Below are 22,548 nucleotides of genomic sequence, written 5' to 3'. Positions count from 1 at the left end.
TTTTGCGCCATGATGACGACCCGATGTCCGAACCCGAACGCCCCGACCCCGACGCCCTGATCGCCCAGTGGCGTGCCGAAGACCCCGCCCAGCGGCCCGGCCGCCTGCGCATCTACTTCGGCGCCAACGCCGGCGTGGGCAAGACCTGGTCCATGCTGTCGGCCGCGCAGCGCGAGCGCCGGGCCGGGGGGCGACGTGGTCATCGGCGTGGTCGAGACCCACGGCCGCGCCGAGACCGCCGCCCTGCTCGACGGACTGCAGGTGTTGCCGCTGCGCGAGGTGCCCTACCGCGGCCATGTGCTGCGCGAGCTGGACATCGACGCCGCCCTGGAGCGGCGGCCGCAGGTCCTGCTGGTGGACGAGCTGGCCCACTCCAATGCGCCAGGCTCGCGCCATGCCAAGCGCTGGCAGGACGTGAAGGAATTGCTGGCCGCCGGCATCGACGTGTGGACAGCACTCAACGTGCAGCACCTGGAGAGCCTCAACGGCACGGTGGGCTCCATCACCGGCATCCGCGTGCACGAAACGGTGCCGGACGCGGTGCTGGACGGCGCCCACGAAGTCATCCTGGTCGACGTGACGCCCGACGAGCTGCTGCAGCGCCTGGCCGCCGGCAAGGTGTATGTGCCCGAGCAGGCGCGGCAGGCCACCCGCAGTTTTTTCCGCAAAGGCAACCTCATCGCATTGCGCGAGATCGCCCTGCGCCGCACGGCGGAGCATGTGGAGGACGACATGCGCGACTGGCGCGTGGAGCATTCCGGCAGCCCCGCCACCGCACAGACCTGGAACACGTCCGGCGCGCTGCTGGCCGCCGTGGGCGCTGGCGAGGAGGCCGCCCAGACCGTGCGCACCGCCGCGCGCCTGGCCGGCCAGCTCAACGTACCCTGGCACGCGGTGCATGTGCAGACGCCGCAGCGCAGCCGCGCCGACGCCGGCCAAAAAGCGCTGGCGACCCTGCAATTGGCCGAAAGCCTGGGTGCAGAGACCGCCCTGCTGCAAGGCGCCTCGGTAGCGGACGCGCTCGCCGCGCACGCGCTGCAGCTCAACTGCGCCACCCTGGTACTGGGCCGCCCCTCCAGCAACGGCCCCGCTTGGGCCCGGCTGTTGCCAGTGGGACGCCCCGCGCTGCGCGGGCGGTTGGCGGCGCTGCTGCCATCCGTGGACATCGTCGAGGTGGCCCCTTCGCCGCACCACCGGCGGCTGCCGGCCGGCCATGCCGCCTCCGGCCCCCAATCTCCGCCCCGCAGCAGCCGGGCCGGCTACCTGTGGGCGGCGGGCGTCAGCCTGGCCATCACGCTGGTGGCCGCCCCCATGGCCGACACGCTGGATCTGGTCAACATCGTCATGCTGTTCCTGCTCGGCGTGGTCGGCGTGGCGCTGCGCTGGGGCCGGGCGCCCGCGGCCGTGGCCGCGCTGCTCAACGTGCTGGCCTTCGACTACGTCTTCGTGCCGCCGCGCATCTCCTTCGCCGTGAGCGATGTGCAGTACCTGGTGACCTTTGCCGTCATGCTGGGCGTGGGCCTGCTGATCGGCCAGCTCACGGCGGGCCTGCGCTTCACGGCCGGGGTGGCCGCCCAGCGCGAGCAGCGCACCCGCTCGCTGTTCGCCCTGACGCGCGACCTCTCCGGCGCGTTGGAGAGCAGCCAGGTGGCCGAGCTGGGGGAAGCGGCCATTCGCAGCTACTTCGGCGGCCAGGCCTGCGTGCTGCGCACGGATGCCAACGACCAATTGGTGGTGCCGCACCCGCCGCCCCCGGGGCTGGACGCCACGGTGGCCGGCTGGGCGCTGCGCCATGGCGAACCCGCCGGCCTGGGCACGGCGACGCTCTCGGCCCAGCCCTGGCGCTATGTCCCGCTCAAGGCGCCCATGCGGGTGCGCGGCGTGCTGGCGCTGACCTTGCCGGACCCTCAGTGGCTGGCGGCGCCGGAACAGATGCGCCAGCTCGACACGCTGACGCGCCAGATCGCCATTGCCCTGGAGCGCGTGCACTACGTGGAAATCGCCCAGCAGGCCGTGGTCGAGATGGAATCCGAACGCCTGCGCGGCACGCTGCTGGGCGCGCTCTCGCACGATATCCGCACCCCGCTCACCGCACTGCTGGGCCTGGCGGAATCGCTGCGCGGCCTGCCCCCCGGCCCGCAGGCGGACGCGGCCCAGGCCATCGCCGCCCAGGCCCGCGCACTCAACACCCTGGTCACGAACCTGCTGGAGATGGCGCGGCTGGAGTCCTCCGGCGCGCAGGGAACCCATCCGCTGCGGCACGGCTGGCAATCCGTGGAGGAAGTGGTCGGCTCGGCCCTGCGTGCCGCAGAGCCGGCGCTGGGCGGCATGGAGGTGCGCACCCGGCTGCCCGCCGATCTGCCGCTGGTGGAATTCGATCCGGTGCTGATGGAGCGGGTGCTGGTCAACCTGCTGGAAAACGCCGCCAAGTACGGCCGCGCGCCGGTAGAGATCACCGCCAGCGCCAGCGCTGAAGCGCTGCACTTGTCGGTGCGCGACCACGGGCCGGGCCTGCCTGAAAGCCACCGCGGCGCGGCGCATCTGCTGTTCGAGAAGTTCACCCGCGGCCACGCGGAATCCGCCATCGCCGGCGTCGGGCTCGGCCTGGCCATCTGCAAGGCGATCGTGCGGGCCCATGGCGGCAGCATCACGGCGGAGCAGGCCGCGGGCGGCGGTGCAGAATTCCGCCTTTCCCTGCCGCGGAGGGAACCTCCGCCGCTGCCGGAACTCGATGACTCCATGCCAGCCACTGCTGAGCCAAAGTGAAGCCGGCGCACTCCATGCCTTCTGCCCGTACCGTGATCGTGATCGAGGACGAACCCCAGATCCGCCGCTTTGTCCGCGGTGCGCTGGAGGCGGAGCAATGGCAGGTGCATGAAGCGGCCACGCTGCGCGACGGCCTGTCGGCCGCCGGCACCCGCCAACCCGATCTGCTGGTGCTGGACCTGGGCCTGCCGGACGGCGACGGCGTGGAACTGATCCGCGAAGTGCGCGCCTGGTCAAGCGCCGCCATCATCGTGCTGTCGGCCCGCACCGACGAGGCCGACAAGATCGCCGCGCTCGACGCCGGCGCCGACGACTACCTCACCAAGCCCTTCGGAACCGGCGAACTGCTGGCCCGCGTGCGCGCCAACATGCGGCGCCCCCGCCACGGCGATGCAACCGCCGGCGCCGAAGCGCGCTGGCAGTTCGGTGACGTGGACATCGACGGAGCCGCGCGCACGGTGCTGCGCGGGGGTCAGCCAGTGCACCTGACGCCGATCGAGTACCGCATGCTGCTGGTGCTGCTGGGCAACGCCGGCCGCGTGATGACGCAGCGCCAGCTGCTCACCGACGTCTGGGGCCCCGGCCATGTCGACCGCAGCCACTACCTGCGCATCCACATGGGCCATCTGCGCCAGAAGCTGGAGGCCGATCCCGCCCGGCCGCGCCACCTGCTGACCGAGACCGGGGTCGGCTACCGGCTGGTCATCGACCCACCGGGGGGCGGTACATGAGCCGCCCGCGCTGTGCCGTCAGGGGCGGCCGCTATAATTTCCCTACCATGCTTCGGTGGTTCATTGCGGTTTTCACCCTCCACTTCTTCCTGAGCGTTGGGGTGTCCGCTTTCGGCAAGGCATCCTCGCTCGAGCCCCTGCTCCAGGGGCCGCATGCGGCCGCCTCTTGCATTCTGGAAGACGCGCTCCCGGCGCTGGATGCCTCCGTGGCGGCCGACGAAGAGACCGAAGCACTGGCCGAGGCGTCCCCCGAGCATGGGCTGGCCGATGACCAGCAGGACCTGCCTGACGACCTCAACATCCGCGTGCGTCCGCACCATGACCGCGTGGCGCTGTACCCGCCCTTGAGGCCGGACGACGCCCGTTCCCCCTCTCCGGCACCCGACGTGCCGCACAAGCCCCCCCGCACCGCGCGCCTGGTCGCCTGACCGCGCGCGGGCCGCTCACGGGCGCCCGCCGCAAGCCTTCAGGCCAACGCGGCGCTCCTGGGCGCCTGCTCGCACCGCCTCAGCGCAGCCGAGCGACGTTGGCCTCCTTCCGGCCCCTTGACGTCGTTCCTTGCGCCATGCAGCCCTGCGGCTCCTTTTTACGTTCCCTGTTGCCTGAGGCGCCACGCGCCTCTGCGCGTGCGCTGGGCTTGCCCGCCGCACTGGCGACCGCCCTGCTGTCCGCCGGCTGCAGCGACGGCTACCCCCAGGCGGACAGCCCGGTGCTCGACCCGTTCAGCATGACCCAGCACCAGCGGCTGGCCGCCATGAACCAGGTCGGCCGCCAGGCCCACGCGGGATTCCAGTGGAGCTACACGCTGCTGCCCGGCTGCACGCTGCGCATCGACGTCGACGGCGAGCGCGGGCCGGTGCCGTCGGTGGACATTCCGCTCATGGGCGCGGCCATCGACATCTCCAACGACAGAGGCCGCAAGACCTACGGCGTCCAGGTGGCGCCGCCGTCCGGCCACGCCAGCCCCCTGCACCCCGTGCTGCAAAGCAGGGACTGGGCCGACGTGAGCTGGATGCAACTACTGCTGCGCGTGCTGCAGAAAGGGTGCGACGACGCCCGGACGACCGCCAGAAGCACCACCCCCTTTGCCCGCCAAGGGCTCCCCCACACCACGATCGAGGAGTAAATCATGCGCCTGACCACCCGCGGCAAGATGGCCGTCACCGCCGTAACCGACCTGGCCCTGCGCTCGCACGGCGGCCCTGTGGCCTTGCCGGCCATCAGCGCCCGCCAGGGCATTTCGCTGTCCTACCTGGAAGACATCTTCGGTGCGCTGCGTCGCGCGGGGCTGGTCAGCAGCATCCGCGGACCGGGCGGCGGCTACACGCTCACCCGCAACCCCCAGGAGCTGTCCGTAGCCGACATCGTCACTGCATCGGAAAAGTACATGACCCGCCCGGCCGACAAAGCCAGCGCCGAGCCGCATCCGCTGCCCTCCGGCGAAATGACCGCCGAGCTGTGGGCCTCCTTCCACTCGCGCGTGATGGACTACCTGCAGTCCATCACGGTGGCGGATCTGATCGCCAGCCAGGATGCGCAGACCCTGCGCGACGCGGCGCCGGCCGCCTCCGTGGCGCTGAAAGCCCGCACCCCGGCCAAATCGCAGTTGCCGGCGAGAAACGTGCCGAACTCGGTCTTCGCCTTGGGCGGGCTGCTGGGCTCATCCACCTGAGGCCGTAAGAACGTGTTTACGATCTCCCTGGGGCCGTGCAATGGCGTTTGCGGGAGGGGATGCAAGGCGCGGTGCGCTGCCAATAGCTCGGCTATTGGCAAACGCCGCAACGCCGCAGACCGCCCGCAAACGCCACTGCCCGAAGGGTTGGAGCGAAATCGTCAACACGTTCTAAGGCGGCCCCGTGCACGGGGCCGCCAACCGCTTGCGCGCAGATCAGCGCGCCGAGCCCCTTTGGCCGTGCGGAACCAGTAAGGCGCGGTCAGCCCAGTTGCGCCAGATCCGCGGCCAGCGCATTGCGAGCGCCGTCGCCCCCGATGCGGAAGTAGGCGCCATGGCGGCTCGCCACCTCGATATACGCATCGAAGTAGCGCGCGTGCAGCGCCAGCGTGCCCACCGCCGAGTCGTCCCCCAGAATGAAGGACGGCGGGGGCAGCGTGAGCGCATCGGCGAAGCAGATTTGCAGGGTGGTGCGGTAGGGGCCCGCCGGGCCACCGCTCAGTTCCAGCATGCCGACCGCGTTTTCCACGCGGTGGCGCCCGTCACTGAAACTGGTGCGACCGGAGAGCGTGAGCACCCGGCGATCGCGAACGGGAGTGGTGAAGTAGTCTTCCCAGAGCGGTGCCAGTCCAGGGCGGGATGCCCAGGACAGCCCGTCCTGCAGGCCGATGCGTGGGGTGGCGTATGGCATGGGAATCACCTTCCGTGAAGTTCACTCCCCTCGCAGCGGCAGCGGCCCGCCCAGCACCACGCAAAAGAAAGCCCGCTCAGAGCGGGCTGAACTTGCGATAAGGATCACAAGAGAGGGAGTGTCGAGGGGGATCGACCAACGCAGTGTGCGGCGCCCGGGGGCGGGCCCGCGTAGGACAACTTCCACGATCTTTACGCCGCTCTGGTGAGCACGGCAACTGGTCAAGCCCCTCCGCTTTGCAGGCCGGCGTGGACCCCCGACTCGATCAGCCCAGTACATCCCTCAGGGCTGCCTCGTACAGCGCCGTGAGGCGGTCCGTCACCTCCAGCAGGCGCTCGCTCGTCGTCGCGACAGCCTCCAGCCTGCGGGGCTCCGCCGCGTGCTGCAGGGCGTTGTCAAAGAAGAGCCATTGAGCCTCGCCCTGGGCCAACTCGGCACGGATGGCTGGTGTCGAAATCGGTGCGGCACCCAATGCCGCAAGCGCGCGCCGGAATTCGCTGGCATCGGCAGCCATCTGGCCCTGCAACTCCTTGCCGTCGAACCCTGCTGCTGCCAGGTTGTAGTTCTTCGCCAATCGCTGCGACAGCATGCGCTGGCGCCCGGCGGTATTGACCAGTTTGGCGGTTCCGGCCTGGGCGAGCCGTTCCAGCGACTGCGTCGCCGCGTCGGCCGCAACGAGCATGCGATTGGCCCATGCGGAAACGGAAGCCACCCCCTCCTTGCTGGGCGGGCGGGACACCAGGGCGTCGAGCCGTTCGGCATGCTGGCGCGTTTCTGCGAGCTGCGCGGCGAGCTCGGCCGGCCATGTCTGCCCACCCATGTCGTCGAACCCTGCCTGTACCAGCGTGCGAGCGGCAGCCAACGCCTCGCGCGCGCGATCGGGCATCACGCCCAGGTGCAGCTGGGCATACGCCTTGGCGATGCGCTGCGAGAGCGCCCGGAAACGCGCCGTGCGGTTGATGGCCGTGGCGATGGCCACCCGTGCCTGCGCTGAGATCGGCAAGGCGGACAGCAGCAACACCCCAGCCAGCGTCTGCACTACGGCGCGCCGCTGTCCACGGCGCAGCTCCTCTGGCGGGGAAAGCGTAGAAGGCAGGGCGGCGGGCTCGCCGGGAAGACGTCGAAGGCAGGGCATGCGCGGCATTGTGTGGCGCCCTTCGGCATGGCCCGCTGATGTGCATCAACCGGCCCGCAGTCGCCGCATGCCGCCCTCCGCAACCGCCCGATTCAGCCGAGGGCCGTATCCAGCAGCATCATGATGACGAAGCCGATCATGAGCCCGCCCGTAGCCCACGCCTCGTGGCCCTTGCGGTGGGATTCGGGAATGATCTCGTGGCTGATCACGAAGAGCATGGCCCCGGCCGCGAAGCCCAGGCCCCACGGCAGCAGATGCACCGAATAGCTGACCACGGCAGCGCCCAGCACGGCCCCCAGCGGCTCGACCAGGCCGGAGGCCATCCCCAGCCCCACCGCGATCGCCCGCCGGTAGCCAGCCGCCAACAGGGCCACGGCCACCACCAGACCTTCAGGCACATCCTGGATGGCGATGCCCGCAGTCAGGGTGCCGGCCTGCAGGGGATCGGCTCCGGCATAGGCCACGCCGATGGCCAGCCCTTCCGGCAAATTGTGCAGGGCGATCGCGAACACAAAGAGCCAGGTGCGCTGCAGCGTACGGGAGGACTGCCCTTCCACGCCCTTGATGAAGTGCTCGTGCGGCAGCAGCCGTTCCATGACCAGCAGGGCCAGCGCCCCCAGCAGAATCGCGGCACCGATGGTGCCCCCCGCCTCCCACGGTCCCGCCCCGGCGGCCTTGGCCGTGGTCAGCCCCGGAATCACGAGGGAGAACGAACAGGCGGCGAGCATCACGCCCGCGCCGAAGCCGAACAGGGTGTCCTGAACACGGTCGGACAGGCGCTGTGAGAACATCACCGGCACGGTGCCCAGGGCCGTGGCGAATGCGGCCACCAGCCCTGCCTGCCAGGCCTGCGCCACCCTCTCGTTCGCCTGCAGGAACTGGGCGAACTGCAGGCCCAGGACGATCACGCCGAGCAGCGCAATCCCTGCACCCAGCCATTTACGCAGGCCCCAGGCGGGGCGGGAGGGGGTGGCGGTGGACTCGGATGGCATGGGCGCGGGATCCTCGCGGTGTTCAGGCATGAAGGGCGGCGGCAGGCAGCGCGAACTCAGCGGCGTGCCGAGGCGATGGCGGCGTCATGGCGGCGGGCCACTTCCACCCAATCCACCACGTTATAGAAGGCCGCGATGTATTCGGGGCGACGATTCTGGTACTTCAGGTAGTAGGCGTGCTCCCACACATCCAGCCCGAGGATGGGGGTGTTGCCCGAAGCGATACCGGGCATGAGCGGGCTGTCCTGGTTGCCGGTGCTCTCCACCACGAGCCGGCCCTGCGGCGACACGCTGAGCCACGCCCAGCCACTGCCGAAGCGGGTGAGCGCGGCCTTGGTGAAGGCTTCCTTGAAAGCGTCGAACCCGCCCAGATCGGCATCGATGGCCCGCGCGAGTGCTCCTTGCGGCGCACCGCCGCCCTGGGGCGACATCACGGTCCAGAACAGGCTGTGGTTGGCATGCCCGCCGCCGTTGTTGCGCACCGGCGCCTGCAGCGTCGCGGGGAGTGCGTCGATTCCGGCGACCAGGGCCTCTACCGACCGCCCCACATGCGGCGTGCCTTCCAGCGCGGCATTGAGGTTGTTGATGTAGGTCTGGTGGTGCTTGGTGTGGTGGATCTCCATCGTCTGCGCGTCGATATGGGGTTCGAGCGCGTCGTAGGCATACGGCAGGGTCGGGAGCGTGTAGGGCATGGCAAAAAACTCTCTGTGGTGGCAGGACACGGAAGGCGCGCTTGGCGGATCGGGCAGCGGGCCGGTGTGCACACCGCTCGCGCGACGCGGTCCACAGCCGGCACCACCGCCCTGCCGAGCGCGTGCACAGCCCTTTGCGTGGAACCGGAGGTTCGTGCGTACCGAGGCATTAAATGATAATTATTTTCATTTCAATTGACCTTGCCGCCAAGGGGACATTGGCTGATTGCCGGGCGACGGTGCGGTGCGAGGACGCGCGGGTGATTCAGCCCAAGTTGACGCGCGTCAAATTTCGCCGCAGCGCGATAACCCTACACAGGGCCATACGGCAAAATCGCGCCATGGCTGAACGTGTCATCCCCCTTGTGGACCAGCGCCTTGCTGCGCTCTCCCCTGCCCTGGCCCGGGGGCCGGCTGCCGCGCCCACGGGTCGGCTCTCCGACACGCTGGGCAGGCCGCTGCGGGATCTGCGCATCAGCGTCACCGACCGCTGCAACTTCCGCTGTGCGTACTGCATGCCCAAGGAAGTGTTCGACAAGGACTACCGCTACCTGCCCCACAGCGCGCTGCTCAGCTTCGAGGAGATCACGCGGCTGGCGCGGGTGTTCCTGCGGCACGGCGTGCGCAAGATCCGCCTCACCGGCGGCGAACCGCTGCTGCGCAAGCACCTGGAAAACCTGGTGGAACAACTGGCCGCCCTGCGCACCGTGGACGGCCAGGTGCCCGACCTGACGCTGACCACCAATGGCTCGCTGCTGGCGCGCAAGGCCCGCGCCCTGAAGGACGCCGGCCTGAACCGTGTGACGGTCAGCCTGGACAGCCTGGACGACGCAGTGTTCCGCCGCATGAACGACGTGGACTTTCCGGTGGCCGAGGTGCTGGCCGGGATCGAAGCCGCCCAGGCCGTGGGCCTGCAGCGCATCAAGGTCAACATGGTGGTCAAGCGCGGCACCAACGACCACGAGGTGGTGGCCATGGCGCGGCACTTCCGCGGCTCGGGCATCACGCTGCGCTTCATCGAATACATGGATGTCGGCGCCACCAACGGCTGGCGCATGGACGAAGTGCTGCCGTCCGCCCAGCTGATCGAGCGCCTGCAGGAACATCTGCCCCTGGTGCCGCTCGACCCGCAGGCCCGCGGCGAAACAGCCGAGCGCTGGGGCTACGCAGGTACCGACGGCCGGCACGACCCGGCGCTCGGCGAGGTGGGCGTGATCAGCAGCGTGACCCAGGCCTTCTGCCAGGACTGCAACCGCGCCCGCCTGTCGATGGAGGGCCGCCTGTACCTGTGCCTCTTCGCCACCCAGGGCTGGGACCTGCGCACCCTGCTGCGCGAGGGCGCCGGCGACGAGCAACTGGCCGCGGCCATCGCCAGCATCTGGCACGGCCGCACCGACCGCTACTCCGAGCTGCGCAGCAGCCTGCCGCCCGACCGCGGCACGCCGGCCCAGCGCCGCGTGGAGATGAGCTACATCGGTGGCTGACCCCGCTGCCTCGGCGCGGCGAACGGCCCCCGCCGCCTCCGCCCCGCACGACATCACCGGCCTGGTGCTGGCCGGCGGCCAGGGCAGCCGCATGGGCGGCGTCGACAAGGGCTTGCAGACCTTCCGCGGCACGCCCCTGGCACGGCATGCACTGCACCGCCTGCAACCGCAGGTCGGCGCGGTGCTGCTGAGTGCCAATCGCAACGCGAAGGACTACGCCGTTTGGGGCGCCCCGGTACTGGCGGACGGCGTGGCGGATTTCGCCGGCCCGCTGGCCGGCTTCCTCGCAGGCTTGCAGCACTGCAGCACCGGCTGGCTGTTGACCGTCCCTTGCGACACGCCCTTGTTCCCGACCGACCTGGCCCAGCGCTTGGCCCAGGCCGCGCAGGCCGCGGGCACCGCGCTGGCCATCGCCGCGGCGCCCGAATCCGATGCCGGCACGGGCGCCACCGTGCTGCGGCGCCAGCCGGTGTTCTGCCTGCTGCGCGCCACGCTGCAGGCCGACCTGGCCGGCTACCTGGACAGCGGCGGCCGCAAGATCGGCGCCTGGCTGGCCCGCCATCCGTGCGCGGTGGCCGCCTTCGACCGGCCCGGCGACGATCCGCAGGCCTTCGCCAACGCCAACACCCTGGCCGAGCTGCAGGCCCTGGAACACGCCCGCCCCGCATGACCCCGCCCGCCCCCGAAGCCCCCGCCCCGCTGCAGCCGCCTGTGCGCGTCACCGTGCTCACCGCCGCGGACGCACCGGCCTACAAGCCGCTGCGCGACGAGGCCCTGCGCCGCTTTCCCGAGGCCTTCACATCCGACTACGCCACGGCCGTGCAGCGGCCCGCCGCCTCCTACGCCGAGCGGCTGGGCGCACCGGCAGCGCGCGGCTTCTTCCTGGGTGCGTTCGATGCCGACGGGCACCTGGTGGGCAGCCTCGGCTGCGAGCGCGAAGAGCGCCTGCAGCAGCGCCACACGGCCCAGATTGTGGCCATGATGGTGGCCGCGCATGCGCAGCGTTGCGGCGTGGGCCGGCTGCTGCTGGAGGCCTGCATCGCCCGCGCCGCCGAGATGCCCGGGCTGGAACAGCTCACCCTCACCGTGACGGCCGGCAATGCCCCTGCCGTGCGGCTGTACGAGCAGGCGGGCTTCCGTGCCTACGGGCTGCTGCCGCGGGCCATCGTGGTGGCCGGCACCGGCCATGACAAGCTGCACATGGTGCGGCTGCTTCCCTCTTCTCCGCTATGAACACCTGCATGACCACCACCGCCCAGATCGCCGCCGACCTGCCGGGCTACGACCCGGGCGACCTGCCCGCGGACGCCGTCGGCGCCTTCCTCGAACGCCTGGTCGAGCCTTTGGCCGAAACCGAAGACCTGGCCCTGGCGGCCGCCCTGGGCCGCGTGCTGGCGCAGAACGTGGTCTCGCCTGTCAGCGTGCCGCCGCACGACAACTCCGCCATGGACGGCTACGCCTTCGACGGCGCGCTGCTGCAGCCCGGGCAACCGCTGGCGCTGCGCTGCGTGGGCACCGCGCTGGCCGGACAGTCGCGCCACGGCGCCGTGCCCGCCGGCAGCTGCGTGCGCATCATGACCGGCGCCGTCATGCCCGAGGGTCTGGACACGGTGGTGCCGATCGAACACACCTCGGTGGCGGGCGACACGGTGCATGTCGCCGCCGACGCGCTGCGCCCCGGCGCCAACCGCCGGCTGCGCGGCGAAGACCTGATGCAGGGCCGCGTCGCCCTGGCACAGGGCACGCCGCTCACCCCCGCGGCGCTCGGATTGCTCGCCAGCCTGGGCCTGCCGCGCGTGCCCGTGGTGCGGCGCCTGCGGGTGGCCTACTTCTCCACCGGCGATGAGCTGCTGGGCCTGGGCGAGCCCCCGCGCGAAGGCGCCGTGTACGACAGCAACCGCTACACCCTCTTCGGCCTGCTGACGCGGCTGGGCGTAGAGGTGGTGGACCTGGGCGTGGTGCCCGACGACCCGCAGGCCCTGTCGGCCGCCTTCCGCACGGCGGCGCAACAGGCGGACGCCATCGTCACCAGCGGCGGCGTCAGCATGGGCGACGCCGACCACACGCGCGGCATGATGCAGGAACTGGGCGACGTCGCCTTCTGGCGCATCGCCATGCGCCCGGGCCGGCCTATGGCCGTGGGCCGTATCGCGCGGGGTGCGGCGTCGGAGCCGGCTGCTGGCACGGGCACCAACGCCGGCAGCGCCGTGCTGTTCGGCCTGCCGGGCAACCCCGTCGCGGTCATGGTGACTTTCCTCGCCTTCGTGCGGCCCGCGCTGCTGCGCATGATGGGCAGCCGCCAGAGCCCGCCGCCGCTGCTGCGCGCCGTCTGCGCCACACCGCTGCGCAAGCGCCCCGGCCGCACGGAGTACCAGCGCGGCTGGGTGAGCACGGCGGCCGACGGCACGCTGCAGGTGCGCACCACCGGCAACCAGGGCTCCGGCATGCTCAGCTCCATGGTGCAGGCCAACGGACTGATCGTGCTGCCGCACGGCCGCGGGGACGTGGCCGCGGGCGAGCCGGTCGATGTGCTGATGTTTGAAGGCGCAGTCTGACAATGCCATGCCGGCACGGCCCCGTAAGCTGATGGTCCAACGGCAGCGCGGCATGCTCTTCTTTCAATAGCTGCATGCGCTTCCGTAGCAATGGTTTCAATGCAAAAACCATTCAAGTTCTTTTACCAGCAAGCGCAAGCAGCTCTTCTTTTTGAAGCACCCTGCACGCTGGCAGCCGACAGGAGAGTCCCGTGACCTACGCATCCCGCCACCTCGCCCAGCCCCCGGCCCGCGAAGAGGTCGACCGCCTGCCGGGCGCAACCGTGCTGGAGTTCGGCACCCCGTGGTGCGGTTTCTGCCAGCGCGCCCAGCCCCTGATCGAGCAGGCCCTGGAGGACCGCGACGAGGTCGCGCACGTCAAGGTGGAAGACGGTCCCGGCCAGCGACTGGGGCGCAGCTATGGCGTGAAGCTCTGGCCCACGCTGGTGTTCCTGCGCGAAGGGAAAGAGGTTGCGCGCCTCGTGCGGCCGAGCGATGCGCAGAGCATCCACGAGGCGGTTCAGGGCATCACGGCCGCAGCCTGAATCTGCGCCAGGCCTGCGGATCTGCGGGCTCGCACATCCTCATCGTCTGTCGGGCCCCGTTGCCAAGTCAGAGGCAGCTCCAGCAAGGGCCGCCCCGTAGCGAGCGCTGCGACCCCTGCCTGCCGTGCACCGTGGGCGCGAGCAGGCAAGCCGCGCGGGCCTCACACGAAGCGACCGCTCTCTCACGCCGTGGCGCGGCCCAGCACCTTGTCCACGCCCTTGTTGGCCAGCGCGTCTGCCCGTTCGTTGCCCGGGTCGCCCGCATGGCCCTTCACCCAGCGCCAGTCGATCACGTGGCCCGAGGTGGTGACCAGTTCGTCCAGCCGCTTCCACAGCTCCACGTTCTTCACCGGCTGGCCGGCGGCGGTGCGCCAGCCCTTCTTCTTCCAGCTGTGGATCCATTCGGTAATGCCCTTGCGCACGTACTGGCTGTCCAGGAACAGGGTCACCGTGCAGGGGCGCTTGAGCGCGGCCAGGCCCTCGATCACCGCCAGCAGCTCCATGCGGTTGTTGGTGGTACCGAGTTCACCGCCGAACAGTTCCTTTTCCAGCGCGCCCGAGCGCAGCACCACCCCCCAACCGCCAGGCCCCGGATTGCCCTTGCAAGCCCCATCGGTATAGATCACAACCTGATTCAAAAAGCGCTCCCAGAAAACGTCGCCACGACAACAACAACAAAAAATAAGAGAAGGAATCGGCGCCTGAGCGGCTCAGCGCTTGCGCGGCGCGGCATCGCGGCGCGCCACCGGCACCGGGGCGGCGGCCATGTGGGGCGCTTTGCGCCAGGCCGGCGTCAACAGCCGCATGCCGTGCACGCGCTTGACGGCGACCACCATGTAGGCGGCCCCGAGTATGGGCCACCAGCGGGCACCGAGCGCATCCATCCATTGAAAGGATTCGAGCCAGCGCGCCTGCCGCACGGCAGGCCGGTAGCAGCCGAAGCTCACCGTCTCCACCTCGAAGCTCAGCAGCCGCAGCCAGTCGCGCATGCGGCCGGGCGCGATGAACTCGCCCACATCCGGCAGGTACAGCGAGCCGCCGGCGCCCACGCGCTGGTACAGGCGCTCGCGCCGCTGGCGCAAGCCCCACAGGCTCAAGGGGTTGAGGCCGCTGATCACGACCTTGCCCTCGGGCACCAGCACGCGCTCCACCTCGCGCAAGGCGACATGCGGGTCCACGCTCAGCTCCAGCGCATGGGGCAGCAGGACCAGGTCCAGGCTGGCGTCGGCAAAGGGCAGTGCGACCGGGTCGGCCATCAGCGCCGGGGCCGCGCCGGCAGGCGTCTGTGCCGACGCCTGCGCGCCCTGCCCCGTCATCAGCAGAGCCTGGTCGGGGCCCACGGCCAGCCAGCGGTGCGGCATGCGGTTGGCACGCAGACCCTGCAGCCCCGGCATGCCGACCTGCAGCGCGTGGTAGCCGAACAGGTCGGCCACCAGCTCGTCATAGCGCTCCTGCTCCCAGGCGAGCAGGTAGCGCCCCGGGGGCGAGTCAAACCAGTGGTGCAAACCTATAATTTCGTCGCTCATGACCTTGCTGCCGCTACCCGCCCTCACTGACAACTACATCTGGATGCTGCATGACGGCCGACAGGCCCTCGTGGTGGATCCGGGCGAAGCGGCCCCGGTGCTGGACGCGCTGCGCAGCACGGGTTTGCCACTGCAGGCGATTCTAGTCACCCACCACCACGGCGATCATGTGGGCGGCGTGCAGGCGCTGCGCGAGGCCACCGGCGCGCAGGTGTACGGCCCGGCGAACGAGCGCATGCCCGAGCCCCTCACCCGGCTGGCGCAGGGCGACGCGGTCACCGCCTTGGGTTTGCAGTGGCAGGTCCTCGATGTGCCCGGCCACACCAGCGGCCACATCGCCTACTACTGCCCCGACGTGGATGGCGCCCCGGTGCTGTTCTGCGGCGACACGTTGTTTTCGGGCGGCTGCGGGCGATTGTTCGAAGGCACGCCGGCGCAGATGCAGGCCTCGCTCGACGCGCTGGCGGCCCTGCCTGGCGGCACACGGGTATGCTGCGCCCACGAATACACCCTGTCCAACCTGAAATTTGCGCGCGCCGTGGAACCTCGCAACGCCGCGCTGCTCCAGTACTCCAGCGCCTGCGAGGCCCTGCGCCAGCAGGCACGTCCCACGTTGCCGTCGCTCATGGACACGGAACGTGCCATCAACCCATTCCTGCGCACCCGCGTTGCCGAAGTGGCCCGTGCGGCCCACGGCTTCGACGCGCAGGTCGACCCGAACGACGCAGTGGCCGTATTGGCGGCGCTGCGCCAATGGAAGAACGAGTTCCGATGAAACCTCTGCATATCCTGCTCCTCGCCAGCCTGCTCTGGCTCACAGGCTGCGCCACCACCGGCTCCCCCACCTCGTCGGCCAACTCCTCTCCCTCATCCCCCACGCCGGATGCAGCCGTCTACCCGAACGGCCCGCTCAAGCCCATCACCGCCGTCAACGGCCTGGGCGCCCACGGCGTGGCCGCCACGCAGGCGCCTGCCGATCTGTGGGAGCGTATCCGCCGCGGCTTCGCCATGCCCGACCTGCAGGGCGATCTGGTGCAGGACCGCGAGCAGTGGTATGCCACGCGCCCCGACTACATCCAGCGCATGACGGAGCGCTCCAGCAAGTACCTCTTCCACATCGTCGAGGAACTGGAGCTGCGCGGCATGCCGACCGAGCTGGCCCTGCTGCCCTACATCGAGAGCGCGTTCAACCCGCAGGCCGTCTCCAGCGCCAAGGCCGCGGGCATGTGGCAGTTCATGCCCGCCACCGGCACCTATTTTGACCTGAAGCAGAACGCGTTCCGCGACGACCGCCGCGACGTGCTGGCCTCCACCCGCGCCGCGCTGGACTACCTGCAGAAGCTGTACGGCATGTTCGGCGACTGGCACCTGGCACTGGCCGCCTACAACTGGGGCGAAGGCAGCGTGGGCCGCGCCATCGCCAAGAACCAGAAGCTCGGCCTGGGCACCAGCTACACCGAACTGACCATGCCCGCGGAAACGCGCATGTACGTGCCCAAGCTGCAGGCCGTGAAGAACATCGTGGCCAATCCACAGGCGTTCAATACCGAGCTGCCACTGATCGAGAACCACCCCTACTTCCAGACGGTGGAAATCACCCGGGACATCGACGTGTCGCTCGTCGCCCAGCTGGCCGACGTGCGCGAGCAGGACTTCCGCGCCCTCAATCCGTCGCTGCACCGCCCCGTGATCCTGGCCGCCGGCATGCCGCGCATCCTCCTGCCCTGGGACAACGCGCAGGTCTTCCGCAAGAACCTGGAGGCCTACACGGAAGGCCAGTACGCCAGCTGGACGGTGTGGAGCGTGCCCTCCAACATGACGGTGTCCGCTGCAGCGCAGCGCGCGGGCATGAGCGAGGCGGACCTGCGCAAGATCAACGGCATTCCGCCCCGGATGATGATCAAGGCCGGCTCTGCGCTGATGGTGCCGCGCAGCACCACGACCCAGCAGGATGTGCCAGGCCAGATCGCGGACAACGGCCAGCTGGCCTTCACCCCCGAGATCGTCACGCGCCGCACCTCGGTGCGGGCCGGCAAGCGCGACACGGTCGCCACCATCGCGCGCAAGTACAAGCTGCTGGCGGCCGACGTGGCCAACTGGAACGATGTGAAGTCGAGCGCGAGCTTCAAGGCCGGCCAGCAGGTGACCGTCTACCTGCCGGTGCGCATGGCTGCGGCCGCATCGTCCTCATCGTCTGCGCGCGCGCCCGCCAAGGCGGTCAAGCGCACCGCGGCCGCCAGCTCCCAGCCGGCGCGCAAGGGCGGCACGCCTTCCAAGGTCAAGAAGCGCTGACCTGCCCGGGCGCGCCCGCAGGGCGGCGCCTGGACAGACGGTCTGGCAGACCCATCACCTGCCCGCCCCGCGGCCTGGGCAAGGCTCAGAAGCGCAGGTTGTGCATGCCGACCAGTCCCAGAATGCCGATCACGATCAGGTACAGCGCAACGATCACGTTGAGCAGCTTGGGCATGATGAGAATCAGGATGCCGGCGATCAGGGAGACCAGGGGGCCGATGCTGAGTTGGAACGACATGGAATTTCCTCGGTAAGGACATCAGGAATCGAAGCGGCGCCGGCCTCGGTGGCCTTGGCTTTCGGGGTGGCTCAGGGCCTGCCGGCCCGCCACTGCCCGCACTCTAGCCGCGTTACGCGGGCCCGCGTGTCAGACGCGCACCTGCCCTGCCCCGGCACCCCCGCAGCAGCAGCGGGTGCGGGGCCGGTCCCCATCGTTCAGAGGTTGAACTTGAGCTTGGCGCGGCGGACCCACTCGTTGGAGTAGGTGCGGCCCAGGTCGACCGAAGACGGGTCCAGTTCGGGCTGCAAACGCGCCACGGCCCGCAAGGCCGTGGCGGGGCCGTCTACCGGCATCAGGCCATCCGGCGACAGCGTTTCGCGCACCTTGTCGAACGCCGCCAGGTAGGCCACGCGGTTGCCCATCAGGTAATCACTGGGTACGGCCCGCATGAGGTCCGCCGGGGCGGCCGTCTGCAGCCATTTCAACGCATGCACCATGGCGTGGACCAGCGCCTGCGCCTGCGCGGGCTGGCGCTGCAGGAAGGCTTGAGGCGCGTACAGGCAGGCGCCGGGCATGGCACCACCGAAAACTTCCTGCGTGCCCTTCAGGCTGCGCAGGTCGCCCAGCAGGCGCACCTCGCCGCGCTGCTCCAGCAGGGTGAGCAGCGGGTCCGACTGGCACAGCGCATGCACGCGACCCTGGCGCAGCGCGGCCAGGGCGCTTTGCCCCGTGCCCACGCCGATGAAGGAAACCCCATTCAGTGGCGTGCCAGCCTGGGTGAGCCAGTAGCCCGCGACGAAGTGCGTGGACGATCCCGGCGCGGAAACCCCCACCCGCATGCCTTTGAAGCCCGACACGCTGCGCACCGGCCACGTCCGTGTGGAAGCGCCCAGCGCCAACTGCGGTGCGCGGCCGAGTTGCACCAGGCTGCGGTACGGCACCCCGGCCACCTGCTGGCGGATGGTGTGCTCGTACGCACCGCAGCACACATCCGCGCTGCCCGCCTGCACAGCCTGCAGGGCCAGGGCGCCCCCGGCATGGTCGATCAGCGAGACCTCCAGCCCCTCGTTGCGGAAGAACCCGAGCTGGTCGGCGATGGTGAGCGGCAGGTAGTACAGGGCGCTCTGCCCGCCCACCGCGATGCGCACCCGCCCCCCGGCCTGCGCACGCAGCACGGCCGGCGCAGCGATGGACGCGGCGGCAAGGACGGCGTGCACGCTGAAGCGGCGGCGATGGAGGGGGGCGAATGGCATGGAAAAAGAGAAAGGGACGAAATGCTGCAGTGCAACAATTGTGCCCGCAAGACAGTCCGCCGCATTGGGAGAATCCCTGCGGAGAACTACGTAGCTTTGCGGGCTGACGCGGACACGGGGCCGTGAACCGCTGACGCTGCCGCGCTGGCCTCAGAGCGCGGGCACGGCCGGCACCCTCGGGGCCGCCGCAACCCGCCGCCGTTCAGCGATAACCCGTGAACAAGATCGCCACGTTGGCCAGGAACGCCCCGGTCCACATCGCACTGCGGGCCGTGGGCAGGTCGCCCACGTACATGAGGATGTAGAGGATGCGCAGCATCACGAAGGCGAAGGCCAGCAGGTCGAGACCCGTCTGCGCCGCTCCGAGTTGGTGGGCGATGACCACCGCGCCGATGAAGAACGGAAGCGCCTCGAAGCTGTTGGCCTGCGCCGCATACGCGCGCGCCCGCCAATCGGTCTGGCGGGCGGCCCACGCCCGGGGATGGTGGTTGTCCTGGGCGCGGAAACTGCCCCGTTTGGCCAGCATGGCGCACAGGATGGGCAACACCGCGGCAATCAGCACGCACCAGTACGCCACGGTGAAACGTGCGATGTGCATCGTCGAGTTCATGGTATTTTCATGCGCCAGCGCCCGTCAGCATTGCGCATATTGCTATGGATAAGTGAGCTTATCACACGATCTGCCCGCCGTGCCACGCCCGGGACAGCCGCACGCCGCATGCGTGCAGCAGAGCCGCCGTCAGCGCCGGTCCACCAGGGCGTGCGCGATCGTGCCCAGATCCACATACTCCAGCTCGCTGCCCACCGGCACGCCCCGTGCGAGGCGCGTGACATGCACGCCGCGGCTCTTGAGCCCCTCGCTGATGGCATAGGCCGTGGCCTCGCCCTCGGCCGTGAAGCTGGTGGCCAGGATCACCTCCTGCACGACGCCGTCGCTGGCCCGGTCCATGAGTTTCTTCAACCCGATGTCCTTCGGCCCCACGCCGTCGAGCGGCGACAGCCGTCCCATCAACACGAAGTACAGCCCCTTGAACGCCGCCGTGCGCTCCAGCGCCGCCTGATCGGCCGGCGTCTCCACCACGGCCAGCCGGGAGGGGTCGCGCTCCGGGTCCAGGCACACATCGCAGATGGGCGCCTGGGTGAAGGTGTGGCAGCGCTCGCAGTGCCTCACCGACACGGCCGCCTCCTGTAGCGCGCGCGACAGCACCTGCGCGCCCTCCCGGTCGTGCTGCAGCAGATGGAACGCCATGCGCTGCGCCGACTTCACGCCCACGCCCGGCAGGCGCCGCAGCGCCTGGATCAAGAATTCAAGGGAGTTGGGTTCAGACATCGTGTGAAGTGGGCCAGACGGCGCATCGGGCGTAGCGAGCGGGATGAGATGCTAGGCGGCCGGAGCGCAGGAACCGGAGCGTACTGGAAGTACGCGAGGATTCCGAGCACCGCCCAACGACGCAGATCGCCCGCGCAGTAGCTCCGCTCAGAAGGGGAATTTCATGCCGCCGGGGAGGCCCGGCATCCCCGACGTCAACTTGCCCATCTTCTCCTGCGAGGTCTCCTCGGCCTTGCGCACGGCGGCGTTGAAGGCGGCGGCCACCAGGTCTTCCAGCATGTCCTTGTCGTCGGCCAGCAGGCTGGGGTCGATGGTGACGCGCTTGACGTCGTGCTTGCAGGTCATGAGCACCTTGACGAGGCCGGCGCCGGACTCGCCCTCCACTTCGATGTTCGCCAGTTCATCCTGGGCCTTCTTGAGGTTGTCCTGCATGGCCTGGGCCTGCTTCATGAGGCCGGCGAGCTGTCCCTTGTTGAACATGGGTGTTTCCTTTGCTTGGTAGGTATGAATGAATGAATGAAGGGGTTGGAGGGGATGATCCCTGAAAAACCGTTGCGTTGCGTTGCGGCCGCCGCCGGTGGGGCAACGCGGCCTGCCTGCAGGTCGCAGGCCTGGTCGCTCATGCCGGCTTGATGCTCCCGGGCACGATTTTCGCCCCGAAATCGCGCATCAGAGTCTGCACGTAGGGATCGTTGTGCACGATCTCCTCGGCCACGCGCTGGCGCTCCGCCGCCGCGTGCGCATTGCGCCGCGCCGGGCTGTCGATGATCTGCCCCACCTCGACGGTGATCTGCGTGGCGTGCCCGGCGGCCTCCAGCGCCGCGCGCAAACGCTCGCGGGCCGTGGGCTGGTTGAGCGACTCGCGCTCCACGCGCAGCAGCCAGTGCGTGCCATCGCGTGCCACCAGCTGGGACTGCAGGGCCAGTTCGCGCACCAGCGCGGTGATGGCTTCGGCCGCCACCATGGCCATGACCGTGGCATGCCAGACATCGCCTTCTTCGGTCGGGGTGTAGCGGGCCGAGGCGGGCAATCCCTCCCGTGGCGCCGCCGGCTGCAGGCGGATGCCGGGCTCCGGTGCCTCACGCACAGGGATGGCCACGAAGTCGTTCGACTGCGGAGCGGCCGCGGGCGCGGTCGCCGATGCAGGGGCGGGCACACCGGATGAGGTGGCGGAGTGGCGGCCGAAGTGTTCCTGCGGGCGCACGGACAGGCGCACGGCCTCGGCGGCGGGCGGTGCGGCGCGCACCGCGCTTGCGGCAGGTTCCCGCTCCGCTGCAGGCATCTGCGGTTCGGCCTGCTCGGGCAGCACGGCCACCTCTTCTTCTTCCCACGGCGCGGACTGCACCGGCTCCTGGGCGATCGCAGCAGCTGCAGAAGGTGGGCTGTAAGACGGCTGCGGCGACGGGGCGCGCTCGGGTGGGCCGGCGGACGGCACGGCGGGGGCCGCGGCCGAGGTGGGCGCAGCCGCCCTTTCAGCCGCGTTCAGAGTTTTTTTTTCCGCCGAGCCCGCGCCGGGTGCGGGCTTGAACGCCAGCAGGCGCAGCAAGGCCATGGTGAGCGCGGCGTATTCGTCGGGCGCCAGGCCCAGCTCGGTGCGGCCATGCAGGCAGATGCTGTAGAGCAGCTGCGTCTCGTCGGGCGGCATGATCGCAGCCAGGCGTGCGATCTCGGCGGCTTCGGGATCGTTGGCGTCTGCCGCGCCCGCCATCTGGGGCACAGCCTGCAGCACGGCCATGCGCTGCAGCACGGTGCTCATGTCTTCCAGCGTGGACGCGGCCGACAGGCCGTTGGTGCGCAACGCATCGGAGGTCTCGACCACCGTCTTGCCGTCGCCCTGCGCCAGCGCTTCCACCAGACGGAAGACATAGCTGCGGTCCACGCTGCCCAGCATCTGGCGCACGCCGGCCTCCTGCAGCTGCCCGCTGCCGAAGGCGATGGCCTGATCGGTCAGGCTCAGCGCATCGCGCATGGAGCCCCGCGCCGCTCGAGAAAGCAGGCGCAGCGCCTGGGGCTCGGCCGGCACATTCTCGGTGGCCAGCACGCGGGTGAGGTGCTCCAGCACCGTCTCGGGGGCCATGGGGCGCAGGTTGAACTGCAGGCAGCGGCTGAGCACCGTGACCGGCACCTTCTGCGGATCAGTCGTGGCCAGCACGAACTTGAGGTACTCGGGCGGCTCTTCCAGCGTCTTCAACATAGCGTTGAAGGCCGTGTTGGTGAGCATGTGCACCTCGTCGATCATGAAGACCTTGAAGCGTCCCTGAACCGGCTTGTAGACCGCCTGCTCCAGCAGGCCCTGGACTTCGTCCACGCCGCGGTTGGAGGCTGCGTCGAGCTCGGTGTAGTCGACGAAACGGCCGCTGTCGATGTCGGTGCAGGCCTGGCACACGCCGCAGGGGGTGGCGGTGATGCCGCCCTGCCCATCCGGCCCCTGGCAATTGAGTGACTTGGCCAGGATCCGCGACACGGTCGTCTTGCCCACGCCGCGGGTTCCCGTGAACAGGTAGGCATGGTGCAGCCGCTGCTGCGTGAGGGCGTTGGACAGCGCCTGCACCACATGCTCCTGGCCCACCATCTCCGAGAAGGTCTTGGGACGGTATTTGCGGGCGAGGACGAGGTAGGACATCCACGGGATTCTACGGGGGTCGGCAGACCCTCCGGAAGGCCAGGCAGCACCTAACATTTGCT

The 22,548-nt window shown here is 69.8% G+C and carries 23 protein-coding genes and 1 pseudogene; 12 read left to right on the top strand and 12 right to left on the bottom strand.

Annotation, left to right across the window (positions count from 1 at the left end):
* The first annotated feature begins 23 nt into the window (after window positions 1-23).
* The 5 genes and pseudogenes from QE399_RS14265 to QE399_RS14245 all read left to right on the top strand — a co-directional run bounded on the left by QE399_RS14265 (window position 24) and on the right by QE399_RS14245 (window position 5,169).
* Window positions 24-2,766, top strand: a pseudogene (locus QE399_RS14265) (DUF4118 domain-containing protein).
* A 14-nt stretch (window positions 2,767-2,780) separates the two neighbouring features.
* Window positions 2,781-3,497 (top strand): two-component system response regulator KdpE, encoded by a 717-nt coding sequence (kdpE, locus tag QE399_RS14260; protein WP_309829538.1) that lies wholly within the window; start codon window positions 2,781-2,783, stop codon window positions 3,495-3,497.
* Between the two features lie 101 nt (window positions 3,498-3,598).
* Window positions 3,599-3,925, top strand: coding sequence for a hypothetical protein (locus QE399_RS14255; protein ID WP_309829536.1), 327 nt, complete (start codon window positions 3,599-3,601; stop codon window positions 3,923-3,925).
* A gap of 170 nt (window positions 3,926-4,095) precedes the next feature.
* Window positions 4,096-4,623 (top strand): hypothetical protein, encoded by a 528-nt coding sequence (locus QE399_RS14250; RefSeq protein ID WP_309829534.1) that lies wholly within the window; start codon window positions 4,096-4,098, stop codon window positions 4,621-4,623.
* Window positions 4,624-4,626: 3 nt separating this feature from the next.
* Window positions 4,627-5,169 (top strand): Rrf2 family transcriptional regulator, encoded by a 543-nt coding sequence (locus QE399_RS14245; protein ID WP_309829532.1) that lies wholly within the window; start codon window positions 4,627-4,629, stop codon window positions 5,167-5,169.
* A gap of 262 nt (window positions 5,170-5,431) precedes the next feature.
* On the opposite strand, the gene QE399_RS14240 is transcribed toward QE399_RS14245, so the two are convergent.
* From QE399_RS14240 to QE399_RS14225, 4 genes are all read right to left on the bottom strand, one after another.
* Window positions 5,432-5,860 (bottom strand): hypothetical protein, encoded by a 429-nt coding sequence (locus QE399_RS14240; protein WP_309829530.1) that lies wholly within the window; start codon window positions 5,858-5,860, stop codon window positions 5,432-5,434.
* A 265-nt stretch (window positions 5,861-6,125) separates the two neighbouring features.
* A complete protein-coding gene (locus tag QE399_RS14235) occupies window positions 6,126-6,995 on the bottom strand; it encodes a type IV pili methyl-accepting chemotaxis transducer N-terminal domain-containing protein (RefSeq protein ID WP_309829528.1) in 870 nt (289 codons plus the stop codon).
* 92 nt (window positions 6,996-7,087) lie between these two features.
* Window positions 7,088-7,987, bottom strand: coding sequence for a ZIP family metal transporter (locus tag QE399_RS14230; RefSeq protein WP_309829525.1), 900 nt, complete (start codon window positions 7,985-7,987; stop codon window positions 7,088-7,090).
* Between the two features lie 56 nt (window positions 7,988-8,043).
* The gene (locus QE399_RS14225) at window positions 8,044-8,679 is read right to left on the bottom strand and encodes a superoxide dismutase (protein ID WP_309829523.1); all 636 of its coding nucleotides are present in this window, start codon (window positions 8,677-8,679) and stop codon (window positions 8,044-8,046) included.
* Window positions 8,680-9,020: 341 nt separating this feature from the next.
* Here QE399_RS14225 and moaA point away from each other — a divergent pair, with 341 nt between their 5' ends.
* The 5 genes from moaA (at window position 9,021) to QE399_RS14200 (ending at window position 13,242) form a co-directional block, all read left to right on the top strand.
* A complete protein-coding gene (gene moaA, locus QE399_RS14220; protein ID WP_309829521.1) occupies window positions 9,021-10,163 on the top strand; it encodes a GTP 3',8-cyclase MoaA in 1,143 nt (380 codons plus the stop codon).
* Window positions 10,156-10,833 (top strand): molybdenum cofactor guanylyltransferase MobA, encoded by a 678-nt coding sequence (gene mobA / locus QE399_RS14215; RefSeq protein ID WP_309829519.1) that lies wholly within the window; start codon window positions 10,156-10,158, stop codon window positions 10,831-10,833. The genes moaA and mobA overlap by 8 nt, the downstream gene beginning before the upstream one ends.
* The gene (locus QE399_RS14210; RefSeq protein WP_309829518.1) at window positions 10,830-11,396 is read left to right on the top strand and encodes a GNAT family N-acetyltransferase; all 567 of its coding nucleotides are present in this window, start codon (window positions 10,830-10,832) and stop codon (window positions 11,394-11,396) included. Before mobA ends, QE399_RS14210 begins: the two co-directional genes overlap by 4 nt.
* Before the next feature lie 8 nt (window positions 11,397-11,404).
* Window positions 11,405-12,718, top strand: a complete 1,314-nt coding sequence (gene moeA, locus QE399_RS14205) for a molybdopterin molybdotransferase MoeA (RefSeq protein ID WP_309829516.1) — start codon at window positions 11,405-11,407, stop codon at window positions 12,716-12,718.
* Window positions 12,719-12,909: 191 nt separating this feature from the next.
* On the top strand, window positions 12,910-13,242 hold the full coding sequence (locus QE399_RS14200) for a thioredoxin family protein (RefSeq protein ID WP_309829514.1): 333 nt from the start codon (window positions 12,910-12,912) through the stop codon (window positions 13,240-13,242).
* A 182-nt stretch (window positions 13,243-13,424) separates the two neighbouring features.
* Here QE399_RS14200 and rnhA read toward each other — a convergent pair whose 3' ends face one another.
* On the bottom strand, window positions 13,425-13,880 hold the full coding sequence (gene rnhA, locus QE399_RS14195) for a ribonuclease HI (RefSeq protein WP_309829512.1): 456 nt from the start codon (window positions 13,878-13,880) through the stop codon (window positions 13,425-13,427).
* Window positions 13,881-13,952: 72 nt separating this feature from the next.
* Complete coding sequence (locus QE399_RS14190) at window positions 13,953-14,768, bottom strand: class I SAM-dependent methyltransferase (RefSeq protein WP_309829510.1); 816 nt, start codon at window positions 14,766-14,768, stop codon at window positions 13,953-13,955.
* Between QE399_RS14190 and gloB the strand changes: the two genes are divergently transcribed.
* Together gloB and QE399_RS14180 are read left to right on the top strand one after the other, a co-directional pair.
* Window positions 14,767-15,543: a hydroxyacylglutathione hydrolase gene (gene gloB / locus QE399_RS14185; protein ID WP_309829508.1), complete on the top strand. Its 777-nt coding sequence runs from the start codon at window positions 14,767-14,769 to the stop codon at window positions 15,541-15,543. The two genes, QE399_RS14190 and gloB, sit on opposite strands and share 2 nt — an antisense overlap.
* Complete coding sequence (locus QE399_RS14180; protein WP_309829506.1) at window positions 15,540-17,060, top strand: transglycosylase SLT domain-containing protein; 1,521 nt, start codon at window positions 15,540-15,542, stop codon at window positions 17,058-17,060. The genes gloB and QE399_RS14180 overlap by 4 nt, the downstream gene beginning before the upstream one ends.
* A gap of 85 nt (window positions 17,061-17,145) precedes the next feature.
* Here QE399_RS14180 and QE399_RS14175 read toward each other — a convergent pair whose 3' ends face one another.
* The 6 genes from QE399_RS14175 to dnaX form a co-directional block, all read right to left on the bottom strand.
* Window positions 17,146-17,298, bottom strand: coding sequence for a DUF3096 domain-containing protein (locus QE399_RS14175; protein ID WP_309829504.1), 153 nt, complete (start codon window positions 17,296-17,298; stop codon window positions 17,146-17,148).
* A 197-nt stretch (window positions 17,299-17,495) separates the two neighbouring features.
* Complete coding sequence (locus tag QE399_RS14170) at window positions 17,496-18,533, bottom strand: ABC transporter substrate-binding protein (RefSeq protein ID WP_309829502.1); 1,038 nt, start codon at window positions 18,531-18,533, stop codon at window positions 17,496-17,498.
* Between the two features lie 202 nt (window positions 18,534-18,735).
* Window positions 18,736-19,143 carry an MAPEG family protein gene (locus QE399_RS14165; RefSeq protein ID WP_309829500.1) on the bottom strand — a complete coding sequence of 136 codons (408 nt, stop codon included), beginning with the start codon at window positions 19,141-19,143 and terminating at the stop codon, window positions 18,736-18,738.
* A gap of 129 nt (window positions 19,144-19,272) precedes the next feature.
* On the bottom strand, window positions 19,273-19,863 hold the full coding sequence (recR, locus tag QE399_RS14160; protein WP_309829498.1) for a recombination mediator RecR: 591 nt from the start codon (window positions 19,861-19,863) through the stop codon (window positions 19,273-19,275).
* 147 nt (window positions 19,864-20,010) lie between these two features.
* Entirely contained in the window at window positions 20,011-20,343 is a 333-nt protein-coding gene (locus tag QE399_RS14155) for a YbaB/EbfC family nucleoid-associated protein (RefSeq protein WP_309829496.1), read from the bottom strand.
* Between the two features lie 139 nt (window positions 20,344-20,482).
* A complete protein-coding gene (dnaX, locus tag QE399_RS14150; RefSeq protein ID WP_309829494.1) occupies window positions 20,483-22,486 on the bottom strand; it encodes a DNA polymerase III subunit gamma/tau in 2,004 nt (667 codons plus the stop codon).
* Between the last annotated feature and the right edge of the window lie 62 nt (window positions 22,487-22,548).

This window comes from Paracidovorax wautersii (assembly GCF_031453675.1).
Classification (GTDB): Bacteria; Pseudomonadota; Gammaproteobacteria; order Burkholderiales; family Burkholderiaceae_C; genus Paracidovorax.
Note: the sequence above shows the minus strand (reverse complement) of the source record. Positions and strands in the feature narration are given on the sequence as shown.